This is a genomic window from Candidatus Nitrospira bockiana, from assembly GCF_965152565.1.
This window is the reverse complement of record NZ_OZ224215.1, coordinates 2,570,358-2,592,451: the sequence shown is the minus strand read 5'-3', so window position 1 is coordinate 2,592,451 and position 22,094 is coordinate 2,570,358. Positions and strand designations below refer to the sequence as shown.

Genomic DNA, 22,094 nt, shown 5'->3' with positions numbered 1-22,094 from the left:
CCGGCCTGCCAGCCGGTGTGTGGGTTCGTGTTCACCCGGAAAGGTACGCCACCTCTCTCACCCCGTTCCACAACTTCCGACTATAGCTCGTCCGCGTGCCGCCGTAGGGATAATAGGCGAGAGTCTGCTCCACGGTGCCGCTGGCGTTCGTGACCACACTTGTGGAGCCGAGGTGATCGGAATGGTAGTAACTTACCTGTTCGCTTGGGACTTGTTTCATGGCAATCCGACGGTCACCGGCAAAGACATATTTGATGCACTGGCCGTTTTCGCACTCAAACAGCTTGCCGATGTAGATCGTTGTGGTCGTGCCGATGGTCTTGTTAACCCGCCCACCATCACCATCGTAGACAACCGTCGTCGTCGTGCTCCCGCTGGTAATACTCGCCGGCCGGTTTTCATAATCATACGAGATCATCTGGCTCGGGCTCGAACCCGCCTGGCTGTAGCGGATCTCGACCCACCCAGTCCCTCCTCCGCTCCCGTTCTGGTTGGGATCGGTCGTTCCACCCATGCCACCAGGCGCACCGCTGCCAACGAACACCGTGTCGGCGTTTCCGCCGCCTGCCGCCCCGGCTCCGCCGCCATCCGCGCCGGACTGTCCAGGCTGCCCACCATTTCCTTGCGCCAACAGCACTCCAGCTTGCTCCACCTTGGTTACTCCCCCGGCCGCACCCGGATTCGACACGCTATACCGAATCGTCACGCGACCAGAACTTCCCGCGGTATTCTGGTCTCCTCCGGCGCTCCCGCCGCCGGCCGTCACCGTATCACCGTTCCCGCTACCGGGTGATCCGTTGACTCCGTCACTACTCACCGTGCCGGCGCTTCCAAAAGTACCGCCCTCACCCTGGGCAAGTATGGTGCCGCCCTGCTTCACCCAGGAGGACGTTCCGCTTTGCCCGTTCGTCGGCGCAGCCTCACACTGATTAGCCCCTGCAAGCCCGGCCGCTCCTCCTTGTGCTACCTGGATGTCCAACACGGTCCCGGCCGGCACCACTCGCCGCGTCATCGCTCGGCCGCCTGCTCCTCCGGTGCCGCCACTCCTTAGAGTCTGTAATTGACAACTGCTCAGGCGGACTCGCATCTGCCCGCCCCCGCCACCCCCGCCCCCGTCTGTGGTCATCTCTAGCTCCACATTCCCGGTTCCGGGCACGGTCCATTGTGTCGTTCCCGGTGACGTAAAAGTCACTGTTGTTGCGGGATCCTGTCCTGAACCACCTGCCCCACCATCCGCGACGGTGACCGTGAGCAAGGAGCCCCCGGCGACCGTTCGACGTGAGAGCGCCTTACCACCACTGCCGCCGGCCCCGCCGTTGCGTGCAGAGACCGCCGAGTAGCCTCCGCCCCCTGCACCCGCGCCCACCGCGGTGATCTCCAGATCTAGGTTCCCCGTGCCTGGCACAGTCCACTGCGCGACGCCCGGAGTGGTAAAGGTCATCACGGTGGGAGAATTGTACGGTGTCACGGCGGTCAGGTTCCCGTTATTGTCATAGGCATAGCTGTTGCTGCCCGCGGACGTGACGGCATGAGGCCTAACGCCGCTAGCGGTCGGATAGGCATACATACCCATCTGGGTGTTGAACATCAGATTCCCGATTTCGTTGTAGCTGCTCATCAAGGTCCCGTAAGGTCCAGTGGCCGCAATCTGCCGATTCAGCTCGTCATAGGCGAATGTTTGATTTCCATTTATCGTGTCATTGACGGCCGTGACATTCCCCGCGCCGTCATACACATAATGAGTATTCTGTAGCGTCGCCGAGTTCCTGGTCGTCAGCAGCGTACAGAGCCGGAACGTCGGTTGGGAGCAAGTCGGATTGCCACCATGGGAGTAGGTATAAGCCGTCTCTACACCATTGCCGAAGGTCGCCGTACCCGGTTGGCCGAGTGCATCATAGGCACCATATTGTACGTATGCGAGGGACCCCTCGTAGACACGCTGCAGCATAGGTCCGTTGTACTCGTATTGCACGGCCGTGCCGTCGGGGTACGCCACGGCGGTTACCCGGCCGAGCCCATCATAGGCGGTCTGGGTGATAAATGTCGCAGTACCGATTGTTTTATCCGTGCGCGTCAGCCGGCCGGCAGCATCATAGAAGTAGGTGGCAGTGCCCGAGCTGTCGGCCACGGATGCGAGGCGCCCTTGGCGGTTTGCGACGTTACCGTCATAGGTATAGATGACGTCGCCGCTCCCCAGCGCTTTTTGTGTGCCATAGTCCTTCTGCCGTCTCCGATTCAGTGCATCGTACTGGAAGTAGAGGTTCTGCCCTTTCGCGTCGGTCTGCCGAGTCAGATTGCCCGCAGCATCGTATTGATACATCCAGGTGCCCATATCAGGATCTTCCATGGCTTTCTTGCGGCTCAGCGTATCGTACTGCATCTCGGTCCGGTTTCCCTTGGTATCGATCACAAACCGCAGGTTTCCGAGTACGTCGTATTCATACGTCGTGGCGGCATACAGAGTCCCCTCGGTAACCGGGCAGGCCGTCGCCGTCGAAGTGCCGGTAAATTCCTTCACCGTCACCACACGACCGGCAGCATCGTGCGTCTTGCGCTTGATGTGGTTATTCGCGTCCACGGTCGTCGTGACCCAGTCGTCGGTACAGCTCAGCACGCGGGTGCTATCCGGCTGGGTCACCTTCGTGAGGCGGCCGAGCGGATCATAGGCAAAGGTACGCCAGAGCGGGGAACCGATGCCCTCAAAATAGGGGAGCGAAGTTTTCCACACTTCGCCTCGTACGTCATACTGCGTGTCGGTGACAATCACCTTGGCATCCGGCCCGGTCCGCTTGATCTTCGTCGTCCGCCCAAAGCCATCAAAATACGACCAGGTGGAGAGGCCGACGGAGTTGTCGGTGCGGACGTGTTGCGCGCCCACCGTCCCCAGATTGTTGTAGGTGAAGGTGGTCCAGAACCCAACTGAATGCTGCACTAGGGTCCTGCGGCCGAGCGCGTCATATTCCAGGTACTCGATCGCCCCATTGGGGTCCTGGACGAGTTTCACCTGGCCATAGAGGCCCTTGTCGGTTGGCTCGCCATCGACGCCGTAATACCGGGTGACGGTCTGCTGCCCGAGCGCGTTTTGGGTGACCAGCCGGAAGGTGTGCGTGGGATCGTATGCCATGCCCGTGCCGTTCCCGTTCGCATCGCGCAGGCAGAGCTGATTGCCATAGCTGTCATAGCCCATCCGGATTTCCGGGTTTGTGCCGCCGGCCAGCCAGCGGACTATCCGCGTAATATTCCCCTTGGTGGGCGTTTGGCTCGATGCCGGGGTCGCGCAGTCCGTCACGCCATCGTAATAGAAGACGGTCTCGGCACGCTTGGTCGTGGTGCCGATTCCCTGGTAGGTGATTTCCGTCGCGGGCAATCCCACGAGCCAGTCCGTCGTGTTGGGAGCGAAGGTGCGTGTGACCGTGCGGTCATCCGTCGTCACGGCGAGATCGCCGTACTGATCCTCGCGCGTCACGTTCCCATAGGCGTCATAGCTATACGCGGTGCGGGTCTGCTTGCTACAGGCCGTGCCGTCGCACACAGAGGTGTCGACTTGGGACACAGGGGTGAAGAACGGCGCGGCGCCGTCGGCATCGGCCGCATAGGTCGTCGTAGTCTCGGTGAAGACCTGCCCGGCCGCGTTGGTCACCTTCACACGATACGGCTTGCCCTTCATGTACCCATTCGTCACGTTTGGCGTATTAACATCCACCGCCGTGTCATTGCCCTGGTGGAACCATGTCTCTGTGATGGCTTGCTCACCATTGGGCCCTGCTGGTCCCGTCACCCTCGCATAGTTGAACCCTCGAAAATCCCGCTCGGCGAGATGATAGAAGCCCCCAGAATAGGTGTGCGCGATAGTGGTAGTGTTGCCGTTTCCATCGGTCTTGCTAAGCAAGCCCACGGCTGGTGCGGAAAATGGCAAGAGCGTGTTCGTGAAGCTGGTGGTAGCCACATACGAGATAACCGACGAGCCGGTCAGGCCATTTTCAAGAGTCGCAAGTAGGTCCGGAATCATTGATGCTGGGTCAGACACTGCAACCCAACTGTTCCCATCCGACCAGTGAAACATGGCATCGGTCTTCCCGTCCCCGTTGAAGTCCCCCACTCGTATCCGGCCGCTCGTGTCGACCTGGTGTTTGGTCGACCAACTGCTCCAGGTGAAGCTATTGCCCGTAGATAGTCCCACCCAGGCGTTCCCATCCGACCAGTGAAACATCACATCGCTCTTGCCGTCCCCGTTGAAGTCCCCCACTCGCATCGAATCGCTCGTATCGACCTGGTGGTTGGTCGACCAACTACTCCAGCTGAAGCTACTGCCCGTGGACAGCCCCACCCAGGCATTCCCATCCGACCAGTGAAACATCACGTCGCTCTTCCCGTCCCCGTTGAAGTCCCCGACTCGCATCCGGCTACTGGTGTCGATCGGATGGTCCGTCGACCAGCTGCTCCAGGTGAAGCTACTGCCCGTGGACAGCCCCACCCAGGCGTTCCCATCCGACCAGTGAAACATCACGTCGCTCTTCCCGTCCCCGCTGAAGTCCCCGACTCGCATCCGGCTACTGGTGTCGATCGGATGGTCCGTCGACCAGCTGCTCCAATCAAACGTGTTCGATGTGGAGGAGGTGGTTAATATGATTGGTGGAAGCGCCGTCGGACCTGTAATTGTTCCATTCGTATCAATCGAGGCGTCCTTGCCAAATTGAGTCACACTAGCCAGTCTCGACCGCAAAGTGCTTTGGCCAGTATTGTAGGAGAGGCCATAGGCCTTCATGAGGTTGCTACCCGCAAATAATCCGATAGTCCGCAGTCTATAGGCTGTTCGCACTCGATAGTTGGTCGTGTACATGTCTGCGACATCTGAACGCGTCTCGCGATAAAATCTGATCGCGTTGCTCGGGGCGATCGTAGAGCCGCTCTCCAGCCCGTTGGTCGTATAGCCGGTGTACTCGATCCGATCAAGGTACCCTTGTCCTTGGTCACCCCAGTACACCACCTTCATGTAGTTGCCGTGCGTATCCACGACCCAGTCGAGACACCACTTGAAGATCTTATTCGCATCGGCTGGATCGGCCATGCGCGAGGCGGCGCTTTGGCCGAACAAGAAGCGGGTGCCATTCTTCTCGGTGATCTCCCAATAGGGCTTACCGTCGGCGGCGGTAAGCTTCCGAATGCGGCTGAAGCCGTCTTCGATCTTGACGCGATATTCGCCGCTGCCGATCGAGACGAGGTCCCCGGTATTGCCCGAGAGCCGAAATGTGTAATCATCGCCGCTATAGTTCACGCCAAAGCGCGTTTGTCGTTCGATGGCACCGACCTCCAGTTTCCAACCCATCCCAACCCAGCTGTTCCCACCACCGCTCCAATAGGTGAGCGCCAGGTTCGGTTGCATCCCATGGCGCCCGGGCGGCACTTCGATCGGAATCGTCGTGCTCAGCGAGCCGGTGAACGGATCCACCATGGCTTCGCCCCCGACCGGAACCAGCGACATGTCCTCGTCCATTTCCTTCGCGCTTACATTAACGGATATAGCCAAGCAGAGCAGTAAACTGCTCAGCAGGCAGAAATGCGATATGGATAGGCGCATTGGCCGCTCCTCTTCCTGTTTGTTGCGGTGCACCGCCATCCGAACCCTAGCAGCGCTCACTGAAATCCTGTCGGTAGTAAGTAGGAAGTCTAATTAGACGGTAGCAGTCGGTCTGCAGATGTCAAGGAAGCTATGAGGCCAAAGCGCCGCTAACCGTGCCACTGCTTCCGGGAAGAATTTGATGAGAATATTTTGCCTCCTTCCCACAGACCGTTTGGCTCTACTTGAACACCACCAAAGGACTCTACGCGCGAGTGAGTGCATAGAGACGCGCTATGGGAAGTGAGCAGAGGTTGTCATGCAGCACGCTGAATACTTCAGCAGAGGACGAGCCAACCGCGAGAGCGATCGGCGCTCGCTAATGGTTGATGAACTGGGAAGGCTACGAGCGGTAAAGCGATCAATCAGCGCGGGTGGGGTGGGGTCGGCTTGGGGCGTGATCAGAGCCTCGGCGGCATAAGATGGTTGCTACCCGGAGCGGGCGCCGGCATCGCTGGCTGATCCTGTTTGACGCTGGGGTCGCGCCGGCGCAGGACACAGCAAGTTGATCCGCCAAGCGGAGGCTCCGGCTGCCGCCCCTTCTGAGCTCGCCTCTTGAATTGCTTGTTAATGCCGGCACAACCTGGCGGAGGATGGCAGTGTTCGCGGAGCGGGTGGGGAGGCGGAGCTCAGTCCGCCTTTGGGTTCCACTCGAGGTCGGCTTCCACTGCGGTGAGGAGGCGCTCGAAGATGTCGGGAACCGCGGCCGTGACGCGGCTCCAGTTCGAGATCATCGGGATCCCCAGCGGGTCCTTGAGGAAGACCTCGGTCGCCAGCCCGATGCCCTTGAGGAACACTTCCACCGCCATGCGCTCCTGATGCCGGTCGAAGCGCAGGCTGTTGATGGCCGCGTCGTCCTCGTATTTCTTGATGGCCTCCTGGGCGATCTGGAGGTAGGTCGCCCGCAACGTCTTGAGCAGCCCCTCGGACAGCACGACGCCTTCGCCCGCCAGGTTCCTGAACATGGATTTGGCGATGTCCACGCACATCTTGTGCAGACCGCCGTTGGGGTCATCCGCCGACAGCGTTTGGTGCTTGTGCTCGTAGCTGTCCGTCAAATCCGACTGGCAGACCCGGCGCAACGCGCAATTCCGGTACACCTCCGCGAGCACGCCGACCTCCAGCCCCCAATCGCCGGGAATCCGGTTCGTCCAGGCCAGGTCGCTGACCATCGCAAACTCACCCGCGAGCGGATAGCGGAAGCTGTCGAAGAAGGTCAGCATGGGGTGGTGACCGACCAGGCGCTCCAAGCTGCGGATCAGGGGCGTGATGAAGAGGCGGGTGACGCGGCCGCCGAAGTGGTCGGTGACGCGCGCATAGTACCCTTTACAGAACTCGTACCCCAGATTGGGGTGGACGACCGGGTAGCAGAGCCGGGCCACATAGCTCCGGTCATAGCTCAGGATATCGCAGTCATGGAGCGCGATGACTTTGCTTTGCCGGCGTGCCAGGACGTACCCGAAGGCGATCCAGCAGGACTGCCCCTTGCCCGGGAGGCCGATGTCGATCTCGTGCGTGACCAGGAGCTTGAGCAGCTCCTGGATGCGCGGGCTGTCGATCCAGATGAGACGGACCTGTTGCGGCAGCACCTTGAAGTACTCTTTGGCCCGCCGAAACTCCAAGGCCGACGCGGTGCCGAGCGCGATGACGATCTCGCGGACGTACTTGACCTGCTTGAGGTGCTCGACGATGCCGCCGAGCGCCGGCCCTTGCAGCTCCGAATACAGGCACGGCAAGACGAGCGCGACGGGAACGTTGTCCGCATATTCGAGCAACTGCTGCTCCAGTTGCTCGAGATTGTCTTGTCCCAGCCGGTGCAGGGTGGCGATCGATCCGGTTTGGTAAAAATCGGCCATGGTCGTGACGAGGACTAGGTTAGCGCTGCCGTGCGCGCGTACTCGGCGGCGCCGCGCTGGATATTCCGCCCAGGGTGCCTGACCTCTCCGAGGAATGCAACTGAGGGGATAGCTGTAAGTACTACACCGGCGTTGCAGCGGTCAACGGTCTTTTAGAATAGCCGTAAGTCATGAGCAGGGTCATCCCTCAGGTCACCTTCGTCATCCTCGTCCTGATGCTCCTCGTCTCCGGCTGCGCCTTTACGCAGACCCCCACGCAGACCGTGCGCTCGGCCACCGAGCAACTCTTGCTCAGCTCTGCCGTGGAACGCAGCCTCACCGATCTGACGCTCCCGCTCCCCGAAGACTCATCGGTCGCCCTGGAGGTCGCCGGCTTCGCCGTCCCGCCGGTCACCGTGGCCTCCGCCGACCTGACGTTCGTCCGGGAAGCCGTCGCCGGCCGGCTGGGCGAGCTCGGCTTCCGCGTCCGGTCACGCCCGGACGAGGCGACCTATCTCGGCCGGATCATGATCCAAGCGCTCGGCACCGTCCAAGGCGAAACCTTCTTCGGGATGCCGGCGGTCCAAAGCGTCCTCATCCCGTTCGCCCTCCCGGAGCTGACCTTGTATAAACGACAGATCCAGCACTCGCACATGCGGTTTTGGATCGACCTGTACGAGCAAGCCACCGGACGCTTCGTACGGTCCACCCCTTGGCACATCGGCTCGGCCTACTACAACCAATACACGATCTTGTTCCTGATCACCTTCTACACGACCGATTTGATCGAACCACCGTGAAGAGAGTGATCAGCGCTGAGTGCTGAGTGATGAATGGAGGAGGGAAGAACGAGAACCGGGACGATGAACCTTACCCCGAGCCTTAGCCTCAACCCTCAACCTGAACCTTTCTCCTGAGCGCGAGCCTTCCTTTTCAACGACTTGTTCGGTAAGATTACACGTTCTTACGTGCGTTCCGGAGAGGAGGAGTGACCGTTCGCCCCAGAACACTGATCGTCGTCGTCCTCGTTGTCCTCCTCCTGACACTCGGCATTCTGGCGTTTCCGCTCCTGTACGATCCCGCCGGGGTCAAGCAGTTCCTGCTCGGGCAGGTCGAACAGCAATTGGGCCGGAAGATCGAGGTCGGTCGGACCCGCCTCGAAGTGTTCCCTCGCATCCGGCTCGAGCTCACCGACGTCGTCATCCGCGACCTCGATCCTTCCCAAGTCTTTTTTACCGCGGATCGACTGGACCTCGTCCTGCGCGCGTATTCGCTGTTGCGCCAGCAAGTGGTCGGCAAGCGGCTCCTCCTCGAACGACCCCGCCTCAAGCTCCGGCGCGATGCCGAGGGACGGTGGAACTTCAGCGGAAGCCCGGAGCAGGCCGGCGAGTCGCTCGGCGACCCGCTCGGCCTGCTCCTCCGCATCCGAGACAGCACGATCACCGACGGGCAAGTCGTCCTCATCGACGAATTCCGTCCCGACGGCCCCCGCTCCATGAACATCGACGGCCTCCACGCCAAGCTCGAGGTCGGCCCGCGGGGAACTCAAGCGGACCTCGAGCTCCGCGGGATGATCGCCACGGGCGCGCAGCCATCCACCTTCATGCTCGCCGGCCGGATCGCTGAACGGGCTCCGACCGTGCGCATCAGCTCCGAAGAGGGCGGCCATCTCCCTGCCCTGACGTTCGACGGCGCAGCGGAGGCGAACCAGCTCGACATCCGCCAACTCGCCGACTTCTTCGGCCCGCGGCCGGTTCCCGCGCGGGTGCACGGGGTCTTGAACGTTCACGGTCAAATCAGCATCGCCCCCGGCATCATCGGCTACGACATGGTCCTGTCGAAGATGAAAGCGGAAGTCGAACGCCTCTCCATCACCGGCCAAGCGAGTGTGTCGGGTTTGATGGCCGCCCAGCCGACCTTCTCACTGACCTTCAGCTCTTCGCAGATCAGCCTCGACGAGCTCCTGACGCGGTTTCCGATCCAGTGGCTCCCGGCGACGATCCAGACCGCGCTGATCGAGCGTGAGCTGGCCGGCAGCGTGGAGGTCGTCACGGCGACCGTCACGGGGTCCACGACCCCGCAGCCCCGCTTCTCGCTCACCGGGGAGTTTCAGGTTCGAGACGGGCGGATGGTCGTGGGACAGGACCGTACGCTCATCCAGCAGCTCTCCGGGACCGTCTTCGTGGAGCCCGACCGGGTCCGCGTCGCCGAGCTCAGCGGCAGCTATGGGCCGATGCGGATCACGGCCGGCAAGGCGCTGGTGAGCCCGCTCGAAGTCGATCCCTGGCTCGAATTGGAGGTCCGCGGCGAGCTCGGCGCCGCCGACCTCGTCGCGACCCTGGCCAAGGGCATCAAGGTGCCGCCTATCGCCCGCGGCTTTGCGGAGCTGTCCGACGTCAAGGGGCAGTCGCAGATTGCGCTCTCGATCGGCGGCTCCTTGAAAGACCCGGACCAGCTCCGGATCAACCGGGCGGAGGTCCTTGCGCAGGACGTCTGGCTCCGGACGCCGCGGCTCAAGGAACGGATCGTCGATCTGAACGGCCGCTTTCTCTATTCCAAGACCGGGGTCGAGTTCGACAAGCTGGGTGGACGCCTGGGGCGCACCATGTTCGAGATCGGCGGCGGGATCTCCTTCGGCCAGCCGAGCCTGTATCAGGACTTCACGGTCCGGGCGCGCGGTGAGATCGCTCAGATCCTCCAGATGTTCGAACTGGAGCTGCCGGCCGCACTGGCTTGGCAAGGGATGGCCAGCGGCTCAGGCATCCTCACGGGGCCCGTGGACTCACCGCGCCTGAAGAGCGTAGTGGATTTGCGGGAGACCGATTTTTCAGTCCCGGACTGGGTCCACAAGCCGGCCGGCACCTCGGCCTCGATCGAATTCGAAGGCGCGTTGGGGCCGGACGCCGGCGCCGCCGTCGACCGCCTGGAGCTGGTCCTCCCGCCGTTCCGTCTCGCAGCCAAGGGCAAGGTGCGGTGGGCGAACGGCTTCGCCGTCGACGCCGCGCTCGTCTCGGGGCCGGTGTCGCTCGCCGGACTGCCGCAAGGCATGACGGTCGGGCCGTTCAAGGACGGCATCATCGAGGTCTCGCTCGACGTCAAGGGGAAGGGCGCCGACTGGCGCGCCTGGCAGACGAACGGATGGGTGGCGTTGACCGACGGCCTGGTGGCGCCGAAAGGCGTCGAGCATACGCTGACGGACCTCTATCTCCGGCTGAAAATCATGCGGAGCGTCGCCGACATCAAACGGCTGGCGTTCAAGATCAAGGAGAGCGACGTCCGCCTGGCGGGCATCGTCCGCAATTGGACCCGCAGTCCGCTGTTCAACCTGGAGATCGAGTCCGCGCAGTTGGATCTGGACCTCTTGATTCCGAAAGGAAGGCGGTCGCCGATCCGGGATTTCCTCGAGCTCCTGGCCGAGTCGAGCCGAGTCATGGCGGCGGTCTCGATCGATCGCGGGGTCTACAAGACGCTGACCTTCACCGGGCTCACCTGTCGGCTGAACATCAAGAACGGCGCGCTGGACGTCGATCGCATCAGCGCCGACACGGAAGACGGCCACTTGGCCGGACGACTGGTCGTCGCGCTGCCCAGGGACAAGACCGCGGAAGTCGACGTGAGCTATCGGGTCTCCGGACTGCCGGTCGAGAAGCTCATCGAGATCACCGGCACCGAGTCGCGCATGATCGTCGGCAGCCTGTCGGCCAGCGGCACCTTCCGCGGCAACGACGGCGATCCGTTGGGGTTCGTGCACAGCCTGGACGGCAAATCGGAGTTCTTGCTGGAGAACGGTCATATCCGAAAGGGGACGATCGTGCCCAAGATCATCACGATCTTGAACCTGCCGACCCTCCTCCAAGGCAAGGTGGACCTCAACAAGGACGGGTTCCCCTTCGACAGGATCATCGGGTCCTTCTCGCTCTCCAACGGGATCCTGACCGAAGACAACCTCGTCATCGACAGCCCGGTGATGAAGATGAGCGCCGCCGGGAACTACGACATCGCCGACGACCACGTCAACGCGGTCGTCGTGGTCAGTCCGTTCGGATCGTATTCACAGCTCCTCAAGAGCATCCCCCTCTTCGGCAAGCTCTTCAAAGGCGAGCGGGAAGGGACGGCCTTGTTCGAGGTCAAAGGGTCCTTGAGGGACCCGGACGTGACGTACATGCCGCTCCGGTCCTTCGCCAAGGGCATGACGGGGCTCGCGCAGCTCGCCTTCGATGTCCTCCGCAACACGCTGATGCTGCCGAAGGAGATCGTCTCACCGAGCGACGAACCCTCGGACGCGGGACGGCACGGCAAGAACGACGACCGGCCGGAGCCGCGGTTACCTTGATGGGGCCGAGGGTGAATGCTACGATGCAAGACAGAAGGAAACGGGAGCGCATCCCGCCGGGGGATCAGCGAACGAGGAGAGGCTCATGAACGCCGACCGCGCCGTCCTGATGATCGCAGCCAGCGAAACGGATTCCAATCTCTATTATGCGACGCGCTTCATCGCGCCGGACCCGTTCGTCTTCCTCGAGGTGAAGGGCGAACGGCTCCTCGTCATGAGCGACTTGGAGCTGGACCGGGCGCGCGAGCAGGCGACCGCGGATCGCGTGTTGTCGTACAGCGAGCTCGAACGGGCCGTGAAAGCACGCGGGGTCGCCGATCCGGCCACGGCCGATGTCGTCCACGCCGTGCTCGAGCCGGCCGGCATCACGCGCCTGCTCGTCCCCGGCAATTTTCCCTATGTCCATGCGCTCCGCCTGCAGCAGCTCGGCTACACGCTCGAGACCAAGAAAGAGCCGTTTTTCGAGCAGCGTGCGATCAAGACGGCGGAAGAAGTCCGGTACATCGAGGCCAGCCAGCGCGCCACCGAAGATGCGGTGGCGGCGGCCCACGCGGCGTTGCGGCAGGCCGCCGTGCGGGACGGGCTGCTGTGGCTCGACGACCAGCCGATCACCTCCGAATGGATCAAGCGGCTGATCAACGTCACGTTGATGGAACGCGAGTGCGTCGCCCAGCACACGATCGTGGCGGGCGGAGATCAGGCCTGCGATCCGCACCACGAAGGCAGCGGCCCCTTGCCGGCGGACCGCAGCATCATCTTCGACGTCTTCCCCCGGTCCGCCCAGACCCGGTACTTCGCCGACATGTCGCGCACGGTCATCAAGGGGCGTCCGTCGCCGGAGCTTCGCCGCCTGTACCAGACCGTGAAGGACGCGCAAGAAGACGCGATCACCAAGATCCGGGACGGGGCGGACGGCGCCAAGATCCATCAGGGCATTTGCGAGCGGTTCGAACGGGCCGGCTACAAGACCGGTCTCGTCGACGGCCGGATGCAAGGGTACTTCCACGGCACCGGACACGGCGTCGGCTTGGACATCCATGAGCCGCCGCGCATCAGCCGCACCGGTTCGATCCTGCAGGAAGGCGAAGTGGTGACGGTCGAGCCCGGCCTCTACTATCCAGGCCTCGGCGCCGTCCGTCTCGAGGACATGGTGCTGGTCACCAAAGACGGCTGCCGGAACCTCACGAACTACCCGAAGACGTTTGAGCTGGAATGAGGGGAGCGTTGAGTCCGTTGGGTCGGTTGAGTCCGTTAGGTGCCGGAAGAAGCGTTTTGTCTGTTTTGTCCGTTGAGTCCGTCTTGTCCGTAACTGATCTAACGGACCTAACGGACTAAACGGACTCAACCATCTTCACACATGCGCCTGACGTTCACGATCCAACGCTACAATCCGGAAACCGAGTCGCACCCGCATGACGAGGACTACCGGCTCGAGGTGGGCCGGGGCACGACCGTGCTCGACGGCTTGATCCGGATCAAGAACGAGCAGGACGGCGCCTTGGCCTTCCGGTACTCCTGCCGCTCGGCGATCTGCGGCTCCTGCGCGATGACGATCAACGGGCACGAGAAGCTGGCCTGCCGGACGTCGGTACGGAAGGAGCTGGAGCGTCACGGCGGCGTGCACGTCGCCCCGCTGAAGAACTTGCCGATCATCAAGGATCTCGTGGTCGAGATGTCCCCCTTCTGGGCGAAGGTCCGCGCGGTCACGCCGTGGCTCACGACCGACGCGCCGGAGGGTCCGCGTTCGGCCGACGGCCAGTTGACCCTGCTGCCCGGCGCCTTCGACTTTCACAACGTCGATGCCTGCATCATGTGCGGGGCGTGCGTGGCCGCCTGCACGTCCCATGAAGTGTCCAAGGGCTTCCTGGGCCCGGCCGCGCTCGCAAAGGCCGACCGTTTCCTCGAAGATCCGCGCGAGCCCGATGCCGCCAAGACCGCGCGGCTGCGAGCGTTCGACGGCCCCGACGGCATGTGGGACTGCGTCCGGTGCAACTTCTGCGTGCAGGTGTGTCCCAAGGACGTCAAGCCGATGGAGGCGATCGTCCGCTTGCGGCGGGCCGCGATCGAACGGGGAGTGACGGCCAGCGGCGGCGCGCGCCACATCACCGGATTCGCGGAGCTGGTCGAGCACGAAGGCCGATTGAACGAAGCGGTGATGCCGCTCAAAGTGGTCGGCTTCCACCCGGCGCGCCTCCTGCACGTCCTGCCCCTGGGGTTGAAAATGCTGGTCCGCGGCAAGGTCCCGAATCCCTTCAACCCGCCCATTCCGGGCATTGCCCAGGTCCGCGCGATCTTCGCCGCCCGCCGCACCCGGAAGGCCGCACGGTAGCCTTCATGGCCGCCTCATTTCGGTTCCTCGACGACGTGGCCGTAGCCGACGCGGCTTTTGAAGCCACCGGCGATTCGCCCTCCGAGCTGTTCACGGCGGCGGCGCAAGCGGTCGTGGACACGATGGTGGACCCGCAGACGGTCCTCCCCGCCCGCCGGCGGACGATCGAGCGCGAGGACCCGGCCCTCGACGCCCTACTGTTCGACTGGCTGTCGGACATCGTATTCTATAAGGACGTGGATGGTATGGTGCTGCGTTCGGCGCAGGCAACCGTCAGCCGGGACGACGCACGAGACACCTGGCGGCTCCAGGGCGTCCTGGAAGGCGAGACGATCGACGCGACCAAGCATAGCTTGCGGGCGGACATCAAGGCCGTCACGAAGCATCTCTATGAGCTCCGCCGCGACGGTCCACGGTGGACGGCCCGGGTCGTGGTCGACATTTGACACGAACTGGGACATTTGACACGAACTGGATGGACATGAAACTGAACACGAGCATGGCCGTGACCCGCGTGACCGATCAGGTCTGGGAGATCCCGGCCTCCGAGAAGCCGGGGATGTTGGTGCCGGCGCGGATCTATGCGACCGAGACGATCCTGTCCGAGATGGACAGCGGCGTCTTCGAGCAGGTCACGAACGTGGCGTGCCTGCCCGGCATCCGCCGCTATGCGCTCTGCATGCCGGACGGTCATTGGGGGTATGGGTTTCCAATCGGCGGGGTCGCGGCCTTCGATCTCCATGAAGGGGTGATCTCGCCGGGCGGCGTCGGGTACGACGTCAATTGCGGCATGCGGCTCATTCGCACCGACCTCACCCTCGAGGACGTCAAGCCGCGGCTGGATCTGCTCATGACCGAGCTGTTCCGGCGCGTTCCGGCCGGGGTCGGCGCCAAGGGATTCGTCCGGCTCAACCGAGCCGAATTCGACGATGTGATGAAGCGAGGCGCGCGGTGGTGCATCGAGCACGGGTACGGCTGGCACGAAGACCTCGAACGGATCGAAGACGGGGGCTGCCTCGCCGGCGCCGATCCGGGCAAGGTCAGCGACCATGCCGTCGAGCGCGGGCACACGCAACTCGGGACGCTCGGCGCCGGCAACCATTACCTCGAGGTGCAGGTCGTCTCCAACGATCGGATCTTCGATCCGGCCGCCGCGGCGGCGCTGGGCATCACCGGCCATGATCAGATCGTCGTGATGGTGCACTGCGGCTCACGGGGGTTCGGGCACCAGGTCGCCAGCGACTATCTCCGCGTCTTCGAACAAGCCATGCGGCGCTACGGGATCACGGTGAAGGATCAACAGCTCGCCTGCGCGCCGTTCCGCTCGCCCGAAGGCCACGACTACTTCGCCGCGATGAACTGCGCCGCGAACAGCGCGTTCGCGAATCGGCAGGTCATCACCCACCGGATCCGAGAGGCGTTCGCGTCGGTGTTCGGCCGATCGGCGGAGGAGTTGGGCATGCACCTGGTGTATGACGTCGCGCACAACATCGCCAAGGTGGAACGGTTCGAGGAGGGAGACCTGCTCGTGCATCGCAAGGGTTCCACCCGTGCGTTCGGCCCCGGGCGTCCGGAGGTGCCGGCTCTGTACCGGGCCGTCGGCCAGCCGGTGATCTGCGGAGGGTCGATGGAAACGGGGTCGTACCTGCTCGTCGGGACCGAACGGGCCATGCATGAGACATTCGGGTCGACGATGCACGGCTCAGGGCGCACGATGTCCCGCGCGCAGGCGAAACGGACCGTGCGCGGCGATCAACTCCGGCGTCAGATGGAGCAGCGTGGGATCGTCGTGAAGGCGGTCTCGATGTCGGGGTTGGCGGAAGAAGCCGGGGTCGCCTACAAGAACATTTCCGATGTGGTCGAGACCGTCCAGCTGGCGGGTATTACCCGGAAGGTGGCGGAGCTGCGGCCGATCGGCAATATCAAAGGATGAACGAGGCGTGGTTCCGAACAGTGAGATCCGGCCGCCTTCTCCAAGGACTCGGAGCGCCGGGGACGAGCGGACGCGTACCCTGAAAGAGAAAAGGACGGTGCCGGAAGAATTGACACACCGGCCCCGAGCCGCCGGCAGGGGAGTGAAAACCCCTTGCCGTGGCGAAGGGTTGTACCGCTGGCATAGCGGCTGCTAACTAGGGGAAGCCATGCGAACGATTGCAGTATTCCCGGCAACGATGTTTGTGGCTCTCGCATCGGTGGTCTCGCCGCCGCTCGGTCTCACGATCGCGACCGCGGAGCACGACTTGGCCGATCGACTCCGGCACGAGGCCCAGGTCCAGTCGAACAGCGGACGGTACGAGGAGGCGCGGCAACTGCGGGCGATCGCCGAGGCGCTCAAGAACAAGGACGCGGTGATGAACCCGCAAGCGCGTGCCGAGCTCGAAAAAAAACATTTGGACAAGGCCATGGAGTTGCTCAAGATCCGCTGACCCTCCCGATGTATCCCGCTCCGTCTCTCCCCATCATGGCCGTTGTCCCGCGATGAACCTGGCGCTCCGTCTTGCCCCGGCCTTCGTGTCGGTCGTCTGTCTCGTGGCTGCCCCCTCGGGCGCAGCCGTGCCGGTCCTGAACGAGCTGCGAGCCGAATACCACGACCTGGCCGCTCAGGCCGAACCCTTGCTGACGGCGGTCCGGGAGGCGAGAAGGGACGGCAACATCAGCGACCGCGATCAGGTCTTGTTCCTCCGCAAGGCTATCGGGGACTTGCTCAAGAAGATCCGGCGGTACGATCAAGAACACGTCCTGGCTCTCCGCCGGCGCCAGATCCCGTATGACGAGCGAAGGCAGGTGTTGGATCTGCTCCGCGCAGCCGATGAGATGAATCGGACCCTGGAGGCAGAGATGCGCGCGAACGATTGGCTACGGCTCGCCGAGAAGTCGGAACAGGCGTGGCGTCGGGCTCACGAACAGATCGTCGAGAAGCAGCAGCCGTAGAGGAAGGGGGCAAGGGCGAGACGGGCGGACGGTCCACCCGTCTCGGGCGCTTGTGACGCCGATGCTAGCAGTCTCTGTGAAACCCGCCGAGAGAGGAGAAGGGCGGTGAGCGATCCGACGACCCGGACCGGCGGCCCGTGGCAAGGGATAGGCGCCCGTCGTGTACACGTCCTAGCGGACGAAGGCGCGGATCAGCCTGGGCGTCCCGACGTCCGATCGCTCGACACCGGCCTCGGAAGGACTTCTCTCAGCGGGGGATACTGGCCCGGTGGAGTCGTGTTGTCCATCCAACCCCTCCTTTCCCCGCCTGATTTTGGTGAGGGCGTGTGACCGCAAACCCATCACTCACCATGGTTATAAAGAGGCAACAGCGGTGCCACTGTCCCGGTCGTCATGGCGGTCTGCGTTCCATCGATGAGTCAAGGAGTTAGCATGGCGACCCTGAAGCCGGGCAAGACCGGGTCGCGGAGGAACGGGTGAAAAGCACCAAGCAGCAGGGACGGCTGGTGCATTTCAGCCGAACGGCAGGGAGATGAGAGCCGCAGCACCACGGCGTGCTCGAGCGGTGGGTCGATCAGGCTCGCTTCACCCGATTGGCGAAGGTTAGCGGGACATCCTGGCGGTCCGCCTGCGGAACGTCGAGCAAGGGCCGCGGCCGGTACCCGCTCTGCTGCGCGACCCAGACGGCGGGGATCTCGGCAATGCGGATGTTGTAGACGTTGACGGACTCGTTGTAGAACTCACGCCGGTCGGCGATCGTGCTTTCGAGCGCCGAGATCCGCTCCTGCACATGGCGGAATTCCTGGTTCGCTTTGAGCTCCGGGTATTGCTCGGCCACTGCGAACAGGGTCTTCAATGCGCCCGTCAAGACGTTTTCAGCCCGTGCCTTCTCGTCCACGGTGACGCTTCGGTCGAACACCGCCCGCGCCCGCGTCACCGCTTCGAGGGTCTCCCGTTCATGGGTCATGTAGCTGTTGCAGACCTCGACCAATTTCGGCAGCTCGTCATGGCGCTGCTTCAGGATCACGTCGATGTTGGACCATGCCTTGTCGACGTTGTTGGCCAGTCGGACGAAGGCGTTGTAGGTGCTGACCGCATACGCGATCAAGCCGATGACGGCGAACAGCAGCAGGGTCGTGCCCACGACGAGTCCAGTCATGATCAGCTCCCGGGTTGAATGAACCGACGCCTATCCCACATAGCGTGACAACGCCCACCACACGCAGGCGGCGGCGAGGGCGGGGCCGCCGGAGAGAAATCCGATGACCTGCCAGCGCAGCCGGGCCAGCAGCTCCCGCTCGCTGCGGTCCGAAATCACGAAGTCGTGCTCCCCCTCGCGGCCGATGAAGAGACGCGACTGGTTCTCGCTCACCGCGGTCGCCGCCCGGTTCTCCTGGGCCGTCCCGAGCACGTAGACGGCCTCACCCGGCAGAATGAACCCCTCGCTCACGCGGACGGTACGGTCCAGCCATCCACCGGTGGAGATCCCCAACTGAGCCAGACCGGCCTCCGCGGTGGGCGGCAGCCCCATGATGCCGCCCGATCGATACGTGACACGCGTCTCCAGCGCGAGGTCCGCCCCGACGGGCAGGACCATGACGGCGCCGGTCGCATCCCGCACGAAGAAGGCCTGGTGCGATTGTCCCTGCGCGACCGTGACCCAACGGGCGTGCTTCCCGGTCCCTTGGCGCTCGTCGACCTTATAAGAATAGAGCACGCACGGCATGGCGCTGAAGGGCGCGTTCAGAGGCGGCCCCGCGGGCTCCGCGGCGCCGGCGATCTCGACGAACCCGACGGCCAAGGAGCGGACCGCGGAGGTCGGGGTTGCCTCGATCAGGTTCTTGCGCCGCTTGACTGCGAAGCCGTAGATGAAGAGTCCGATCCCGCCGAGGACCCCGAGCATCAAGAGGACGAATTCCCGATCGGGCGGCCGGATCCACTGCCCCTTCGCGATCGCCCGGTGCACGCTTTCCCACAGCGCGACAGAAAGGGCCAGCACGCCGATCCCGAAGACGATCGCCCAATAGAGGAGGTCCTCGACCCGGCCGTGATGCCTACCGCGGCGGCGGGCGGTCTGCCGTGATTCGAGCGCCTCGCCTCGGGCCCTCGCGCGCTGGTACCAAAGCGCTTCGTTGACCGGGATGAGGGACGCGCGGCTCTGGAGCCTGGGCTGCAAGCGGGTGAGCGCGCCCTCGGGAAACCACCAGCCGCGACAGGAGGTGCAGGAAAAAGCGCCTTCACCGGCCACGACCCGCTCGTCGAGCAGCACGGTGCAACGCGGGCACGCGACGCTGTCGGTTTTCACGGCGATCCCGCCGTGCCCCGCGCCGGTCCCTTCCACGCGGCCGTCGAGGAACAGGGCGAGCTCGCTCCGGTCGATCCAGACCCCGTGCCGGCTCGGACAGACGTCCACCTGCGGAGTCTGGAGCGTGGGCACCTCGATCAAACGACGTTGACATAGGGGGCAGTACATACGGCATAGGAAGTATAGCAGGCGGTTCTCACGAGCCCGGCCGCGACCCGCCTGCAAATCGCCCGGCTCCTATGTTAGGCTGTGCGCGGAGGACGCGGCATGTCGTTGAAGGTGGCACTTTATCCGGGCTGCGCGGCGAAAGGCGCCACGCCGGAGCTGTACCAGTCGACGATGGCGATCATCGATCGCCTAGGGATCGAGGTGGTGGAGTTGACCGCGGCGTCCTGCTGCGGGGCGGGCGTCGTGAGCGAGGCGGATCCGGATACCGCGCTGGCCTTGAACGCCCGCTCGTTCGCCCAGGCGGAGCAGCTCGGCCTCGACATCATGACGATCTGCGGAACCTGCCAGGGCATCATGAGCGCCGCGAACAAGCACTTGAAGGACTCGACCACCCGGGAGCGCATCAATGCGCTGCTACGACCCGAGGGGATCGAGTACCGCGGAACGGTGCAGGTCAAGCACTTATTGTGGATGGTCGTCCGCGAAATCGGACTCCAGCGGTTGCGTGCGGAGGTCAAGGTTCCGTTGGCCGACTTCCGTATCGCGCCGTTTTACGGCTGTTACATTCTCCGGCCGTCCTGGGACTTGGGCTTCGAGGATCCGGAGAATCCGAGGTCGTTGGAAAAAGTCATCGACGCCGTCGGCGGGGAGCCGGTCTCGTATGCGGGGCGGACGAAGTGCTGCGGGTTCCCGGTCATTCTCGAGAAGGAGGCGATCGCCGTCGCGATGGCGGGCAAGAACATGAAGGAGGCGAAGGACGAAGGGGCCGACTTCATGGTGACCCCGTGCCCCTTGTGCCACATGAGCTTGGACATCTATCAAGAGCGCGCCGAACGGAGCCTCCGTGTCCCGCTCAATCTTCCGATCTTGCATCTCCCGCAGTTGCTGGGTCTCGCCATGGGAGTGCCGGCCAAGGACCTCGGTACGTCCCGGCACCTCGTCCCCGTGGATTCGATTATCCGGAGCATCGAACGCCGGTCTACGGATTCGCGTCAGGTCCGTTGAGTCCGTCGTGTCGGTGGGCTCCGTTGAAAAGAGACCCGACCGAGTTCACAGACCTCACGACGACGGACCGAACGGACTCCACGAGACGCACTCGACGGACAAGACTGCCACGAAGGAGTGAACGAGGATGAAGGTCGTCAGCCTGGCGGACGCGGCGAGATTCAGCAGTGAGAAGATGACGAAGAACAACCTGTTCCAGACGCCGAGGCTCTTTTGCGACGTCTACTGCTTCGAGCCGGGGCAGGAGCAGAAGGGGCACGTCCATGGCGAGCAGGACAAGGTCTACCTCGTCCTCGAAGGGCAGGGGACGTTTCGCGTCGGCTCCGAAGAACGGGTCCTCGGCCCGGGGCAAGGCACGATGGCGCCGGCCGGAGAAGAACACGGCGTTCGCAACCACACCGCCGCCCGCCTGAAGGTCCTCGTGTTCGTCGCACCAAACCCCTGACGGCCGCCGACGCTGCGTCCCTCCTTCTTCAGGTCTAGGGAGTCCCCGATATGGCGACTTGGAGGCGGGGGTCGCCTCCAAGTCTGCGCCACACCGAGACGTCCTCGGCTAGGGAACGGCAGGGGCGGTGATCCCGGTGGGCGGCACCTCGAGCTTCCAGGGAGTCTGCGGCATCAACGGCGCCGGTTTGGCATCCGGCGTCGCGACGAGGACGGCGATGGCTCCGCGGAGGGCGCCCGTGAGCGAGTGCGTGACGAGCGGGTAGGCGCCCGCGGACTCGACCACGACGTCGAAGGTCGCCGCGCTGCCGGGTCCCACCACGTAGGTCTGCACCCCCGTCAGCTTGTTGTGCGGATTGCCGCTCTCGTACACCTGGTCCCAGATCTCGCCGATGGGATGGAACGCCGAGAATTCGTTCGGACCGGCATTGACGAAGTAGATCCTCACCCGCTCCCCCGGCTTCGCCTCCAGCGCCTTCCCGCCCGTCACGAAGGGGTGGTACTTGAAGACGCCGCCGTTGAAGATGATGTGGTCGAACTTCCGATCGAACATCGCCTGCACGTCGTCAGGATTCTTGTACAATTCCGACTGCACGAGGACGTATTCGCGGTCGGCCTTCGGCCACGCCTTGGCGTCTTTCGGATCGACGATGACCGCGCCGAACATCCCCCGGGCGACGTGCTGGATCATCGGCGGCGCGCCGCAGTGGTAGAAAAAGACCCCGGGCTTCTTCGCCGTGAAGGTGTAGCTGATCGTCTCGCCGGCGTTGATGGCCCGATAGTTCTTCAGGAAATCGATCTCGGCCGCGTGGAAGTCCATCGCGTGTGGGTACGTATTTTCCGTGGGATTGGTCAGCGTGAACTTGATCGTATCCCCTTCCGTCACCCGCACGACCGGCCCCGGGAACTGCCCGTTGAAGGTCCAGGCCTTGTAGATTTCCCCGCCGCCGTCGATCGTCACCTCGGTCTCGACGGCCGTCATGTTGACCTCGTGGGTCTTGGCCGAGGCCGGCCACGCCGCGGCCAGCAGGGCGAGCCCCGCGGTGACACCGGCAACCATCCTTCGCCATTCCATCCGCATGCTGTCCTCCTTCTCGTTGACGCTGACAGAACTGACAGAAAACCGG

15 protein-coding genes are annotated in these 22,094 nt (G+C 63.6%); 10 read left to right on the top strand and 5 right to left on the bottom strand.

Features of this window, described 5'->3' with window-relative positions; translation table 11 throughout:
• Positions 1–31: 31 nt before the first annotated feature.
• On the bottom strand, positions 32–5,617 hold the full coding sequence (locus ACWHYV_RS12730; protein ID WP_447976868.1) for a SpvB/TcaC N-terminal domain-containing protein: 5,586 nt from the start codon (positions 5,615–5,617) through the stop codon (positions 32–34).
• Between the two features lie 629 nt (positions 5,618–6,246).
• Complete coding sequence (locus tag ACWHYV_RS12725) at positions 6,247–7,473, bottom strand: glycosyl transferase (RefSeq protein ID WP_447976867.1); 1,227 nt, start codon at positions 7,471–7,473, stop codon at positions 6,247–6,249.
• Positions 7,474–7,643: 170 nt separating this feature from the next.
• On the opposite strand from ACWHYV_RS12725, the gene ACWHYV_RS12720 reads away from it, so the two are divergent.
• The 8 genes from ACWHYV_RS12720 to ACWHYV_RS12685 all read left to right on the top strand — a co-directional run bounded on the left by ACWHYV_RS12720 (position 7,644) and on the right by ACWHYV_RS12685 (position 17,045).
• Positions 7,644–8,252: a hypothetical protein gene (locus tag ACWHYV_RS12720; protein WP_447976866.1), complete on the top strand. Its 609-nt coding sequence runs from the start codon at positions 7,644–7,646 to the stop codon at positions 8,250–8,252.
• A 188-nt stretch (positions 8,253–8,440) separates the two neighbouring features.
• The gene (locus tag ACWHYV_RS12715) at positions 8,441–11,785 is read left to right on the top strand and encodes a YhdP family protein (protein ID WP_447976865.1); all 3,345 of its coding nucleotides are present in this window, start codon (positions 8,441–8,443) and stop codon (positions 11,783–11,785) included.
• Positions 11,786–11,870: 85 nt separating this feature from the next.
• Complete coding sequence (locus tag ACWHYV_RS12710; RefSeq protein ID WP_447976864.1) at positions 11,871–13,001, top strand: M24 family metallopeptidase; 1,131 nt, start codon at positions 11,871–11,873, stop codon at positions 12,999–13,001.
• 141 nt (positions 13,002–13,142) lie between these two features.
• Positions 13,143–14,114, top strand: coding sequence for a succinate dehydrogenase/fumarate reductase iron-sulfur subunit (locus ACWHYV_RS12705; protein ID WP_447976863.1), 972 nt, complete (start codon positions 13,143–13,145; stop codon positions 14,112–14,114).
• A gap of 5 nt (positions 14,115–14,119) precedes the next feature.
• A complete protein-coding gene (locus ACWHYV_RS12700) occupies positions 14,120–14,560 on the top strand; it encodes an archease (protein ID WP_447976862.1) in 441 nt (146 codons plus the stop codon).
• Between the two features lie 35 nt (positions 14,561–14,595).
• Complete coding sequence (locus tag ACWHYV_RS12695) at positions 14,596–16,047, top strand: RtcB family protein (RefSeq protein ID WP_447976861.1); 1,452 nt, start codon at positions 14,596–14,598, stop codon at positions 16,045–16,047.
• Between the two features lie 244 nt (positions 16,048–16,291).
• On the top strand, positions 16,292–16,540 hold the full coding sequence (locus ACWHYV_RS12690) for a hypothetical protein (RefSeq protein WP_447976860.1): 249 nt from the start codon (positions 16,292–16,294) through the stop codon (positions 16,538–16,540).
• 52 nt (positions 16,541–16,592) lie between these two features.
• Positions 16,593–17,045 (top strand): hypothetical protein, encoded by a 453-nt coding sequence (locus ACWHYV_RS12685; protein WP_447976859.1) that lies wholly within the window; start codon positions 16,593–16,595, stop codon positions 17,043–17,045.
• Between the two features lie 574 nt (positions 17,046–17,619).
• On the opposite strand, the gene ACWHYV_RS12680 is transcribed toward ACWHYV_RS12685, so the two are convergent.
• Both ACWHYV_RS12680 and ACWHYV_RS12675 read right to left on the bottom strand, forming a co-directional pair.
• Positions 17,620–18,204, bottom strand: coding sequence for a LemA family protein (locus ACWHYV_RS12680; protein ID WP_447976858.1), 585 nt, complete (start codon positions 18,202–18,204; stop codon positions 17,620–17,622).
• Positions 18,205–18,234: 30 nt separating this feature from the next.
• Positions 18,235–19,482 carry a GIDE domain-containing protein gene (locus ACWHYV_RS12675; RefSeq protein WP_447976857.1) on the bottom strand — a complete coding sequence of 416 codons (1,248 nt, stop codon included), beginning with the start codon at positions 19,480–19,482 and terminating at the stop codon, positions 18,235–18,237.
• Between the two features lie 135 nt (positions 19,483–19,617).
• Here ACWHYV_RS12675 and ACWHYV_RS12670 point away from each other — a divergent pair, with 135 nt between their 5' ends.
• Together ACWHYV_RS12670 and ACWHYV_RS12665 are read left to right on the top strand one after the other, a co-directional pair.
• Positions 19,618–20,523: a CoB--CoM heterodisulfide reductase iron-sulfur subunit B family protein gene (locus tag ACWHYV_RS12670; RefSeq protein ID WP_447976856.1), complete on the top strand. Its 906-nt coding sequence runs from the start codon at positions 19,618–19,620 to the stop codon at positions 20,521–20,523.
• A 127-nt stretch (positions 20,524–20,650) separates the two neighbouring features.
• On the top strand, positions 20,651–20,968 hold the full coding sequence (locus ACWHYV_RS12665) for a cupin domain-containing protein (RefSeq protein WP_447976855.1): 318 nt from the start codon (positions 20,651–20,653) through the stop codon (positions 20,966–20,968).
• A gap of 108 nt (positions 20,969–21,076) precedes the next feature.
• Here ACWHYV_RS12665 and ACWHYV_RS12660 read toward each other — a convergent pair whose 3' ends face one another.
• Complete coding sequence (locus tag ACWHYV_RS12660) at positions 21,077–22,042, bottom strand: multicopper oxidase domain-containing protein (protein WP_447980721.1); 966 nt, start codon at positions 22,040–22,042, stop codon at positions 21,077–21,079.
• Positions 22,043–22,094 lie beyond the last annotated feature (52 nt).

Bases quoted from the DNA above. Each gene is read 5' to 3' on its own strand.
- ACWHYV_RS12665 (WP_447976855.1), top strand. From the start codon at position 20,651: ATGAAGGTCGTCAGCCTGGCGGACGCGGCGAGATTCAGCAGTGAGAAG.
- ACWHYV_RS12710 (WP_447976864.1), top strand. From the start codon at position 11,871: ATGAACGCCGACCGCGCCGTCCTGATGATCGCAGCCAGCGAAACGGAT.
- ACWHYV_RS12705 (WP_447976863.1), top strand. From the start codon at position 13,143: ATGCGCCTGACGTTCACGATCCAACGCTACAATCCGGAAACCGAGTCG.
- ACWHYV_RS12685 (WP_447976859.1), top strand. From the start codon at position 16,593: ATGAACCTGGCGCTCCGTCTTGCCCCGGCCTTCGTGTCGGTCGTCTGT.
- ACWHYV_RS12670 (WP_447976856.1), top strand. From the start codon at position 19,618: ATGTCGTTGAAGGTGGCACTTTATCCGGGCTGCGCGGCGAAAGGCGCC.
- ACWHYV_RS12730 (WP_447976868.1), bottom strand. From the start codon at position 5,617: ATGGCGGTGCACCGCAACAAACAGGAAGAGGAGCGGCCAATGCGCCTA.
- ACWHYV_RS12720 (WP_447976866.1), top strand. From the start codon at position 7,644: ATGAGCAGGGTCATCCCTCAGGTCACCTTCGTCATCCTCGTCCTGATG.
- ACWHYV_RS12700 (WP_447976862.1), top strand. From the start codon at position 14,120: ATGGCCGCCTCATTTCGGTTCCTCGACGACGTGGCCGTAGCCGACGCG.
- ACWHYV_RS12680 (WP_447976858.1), bottom strand. From the start codon at position 18,204: ATGACTGGACTCGTCGTGGGCACGACCCTGCTGCTGTTCGCCGTCATC.
- ACWHYV_RS12660 (WP_447980721.1), bottom strand. From the start codon at position 22,042: ATGGAATGGCGAAGGATGGTTGCCGGTGTCACCGCGGGGCTCGCCCTG.
- ACWHYV_RS12695 (WP_447976861.1), top strand. From the start codon at position 14,596: ATGAAACTGAACACGAGCATGGCCGTGACCCGCGTGACCGATCAGGTC.
- ACWHYV_RS12725 (WP_447976867.1), bottom strand. From the start codon at position 7,473: ATGGCCGATTTTTACCAAACCGGATCGATCGCCACCCTGCACCGGCTG.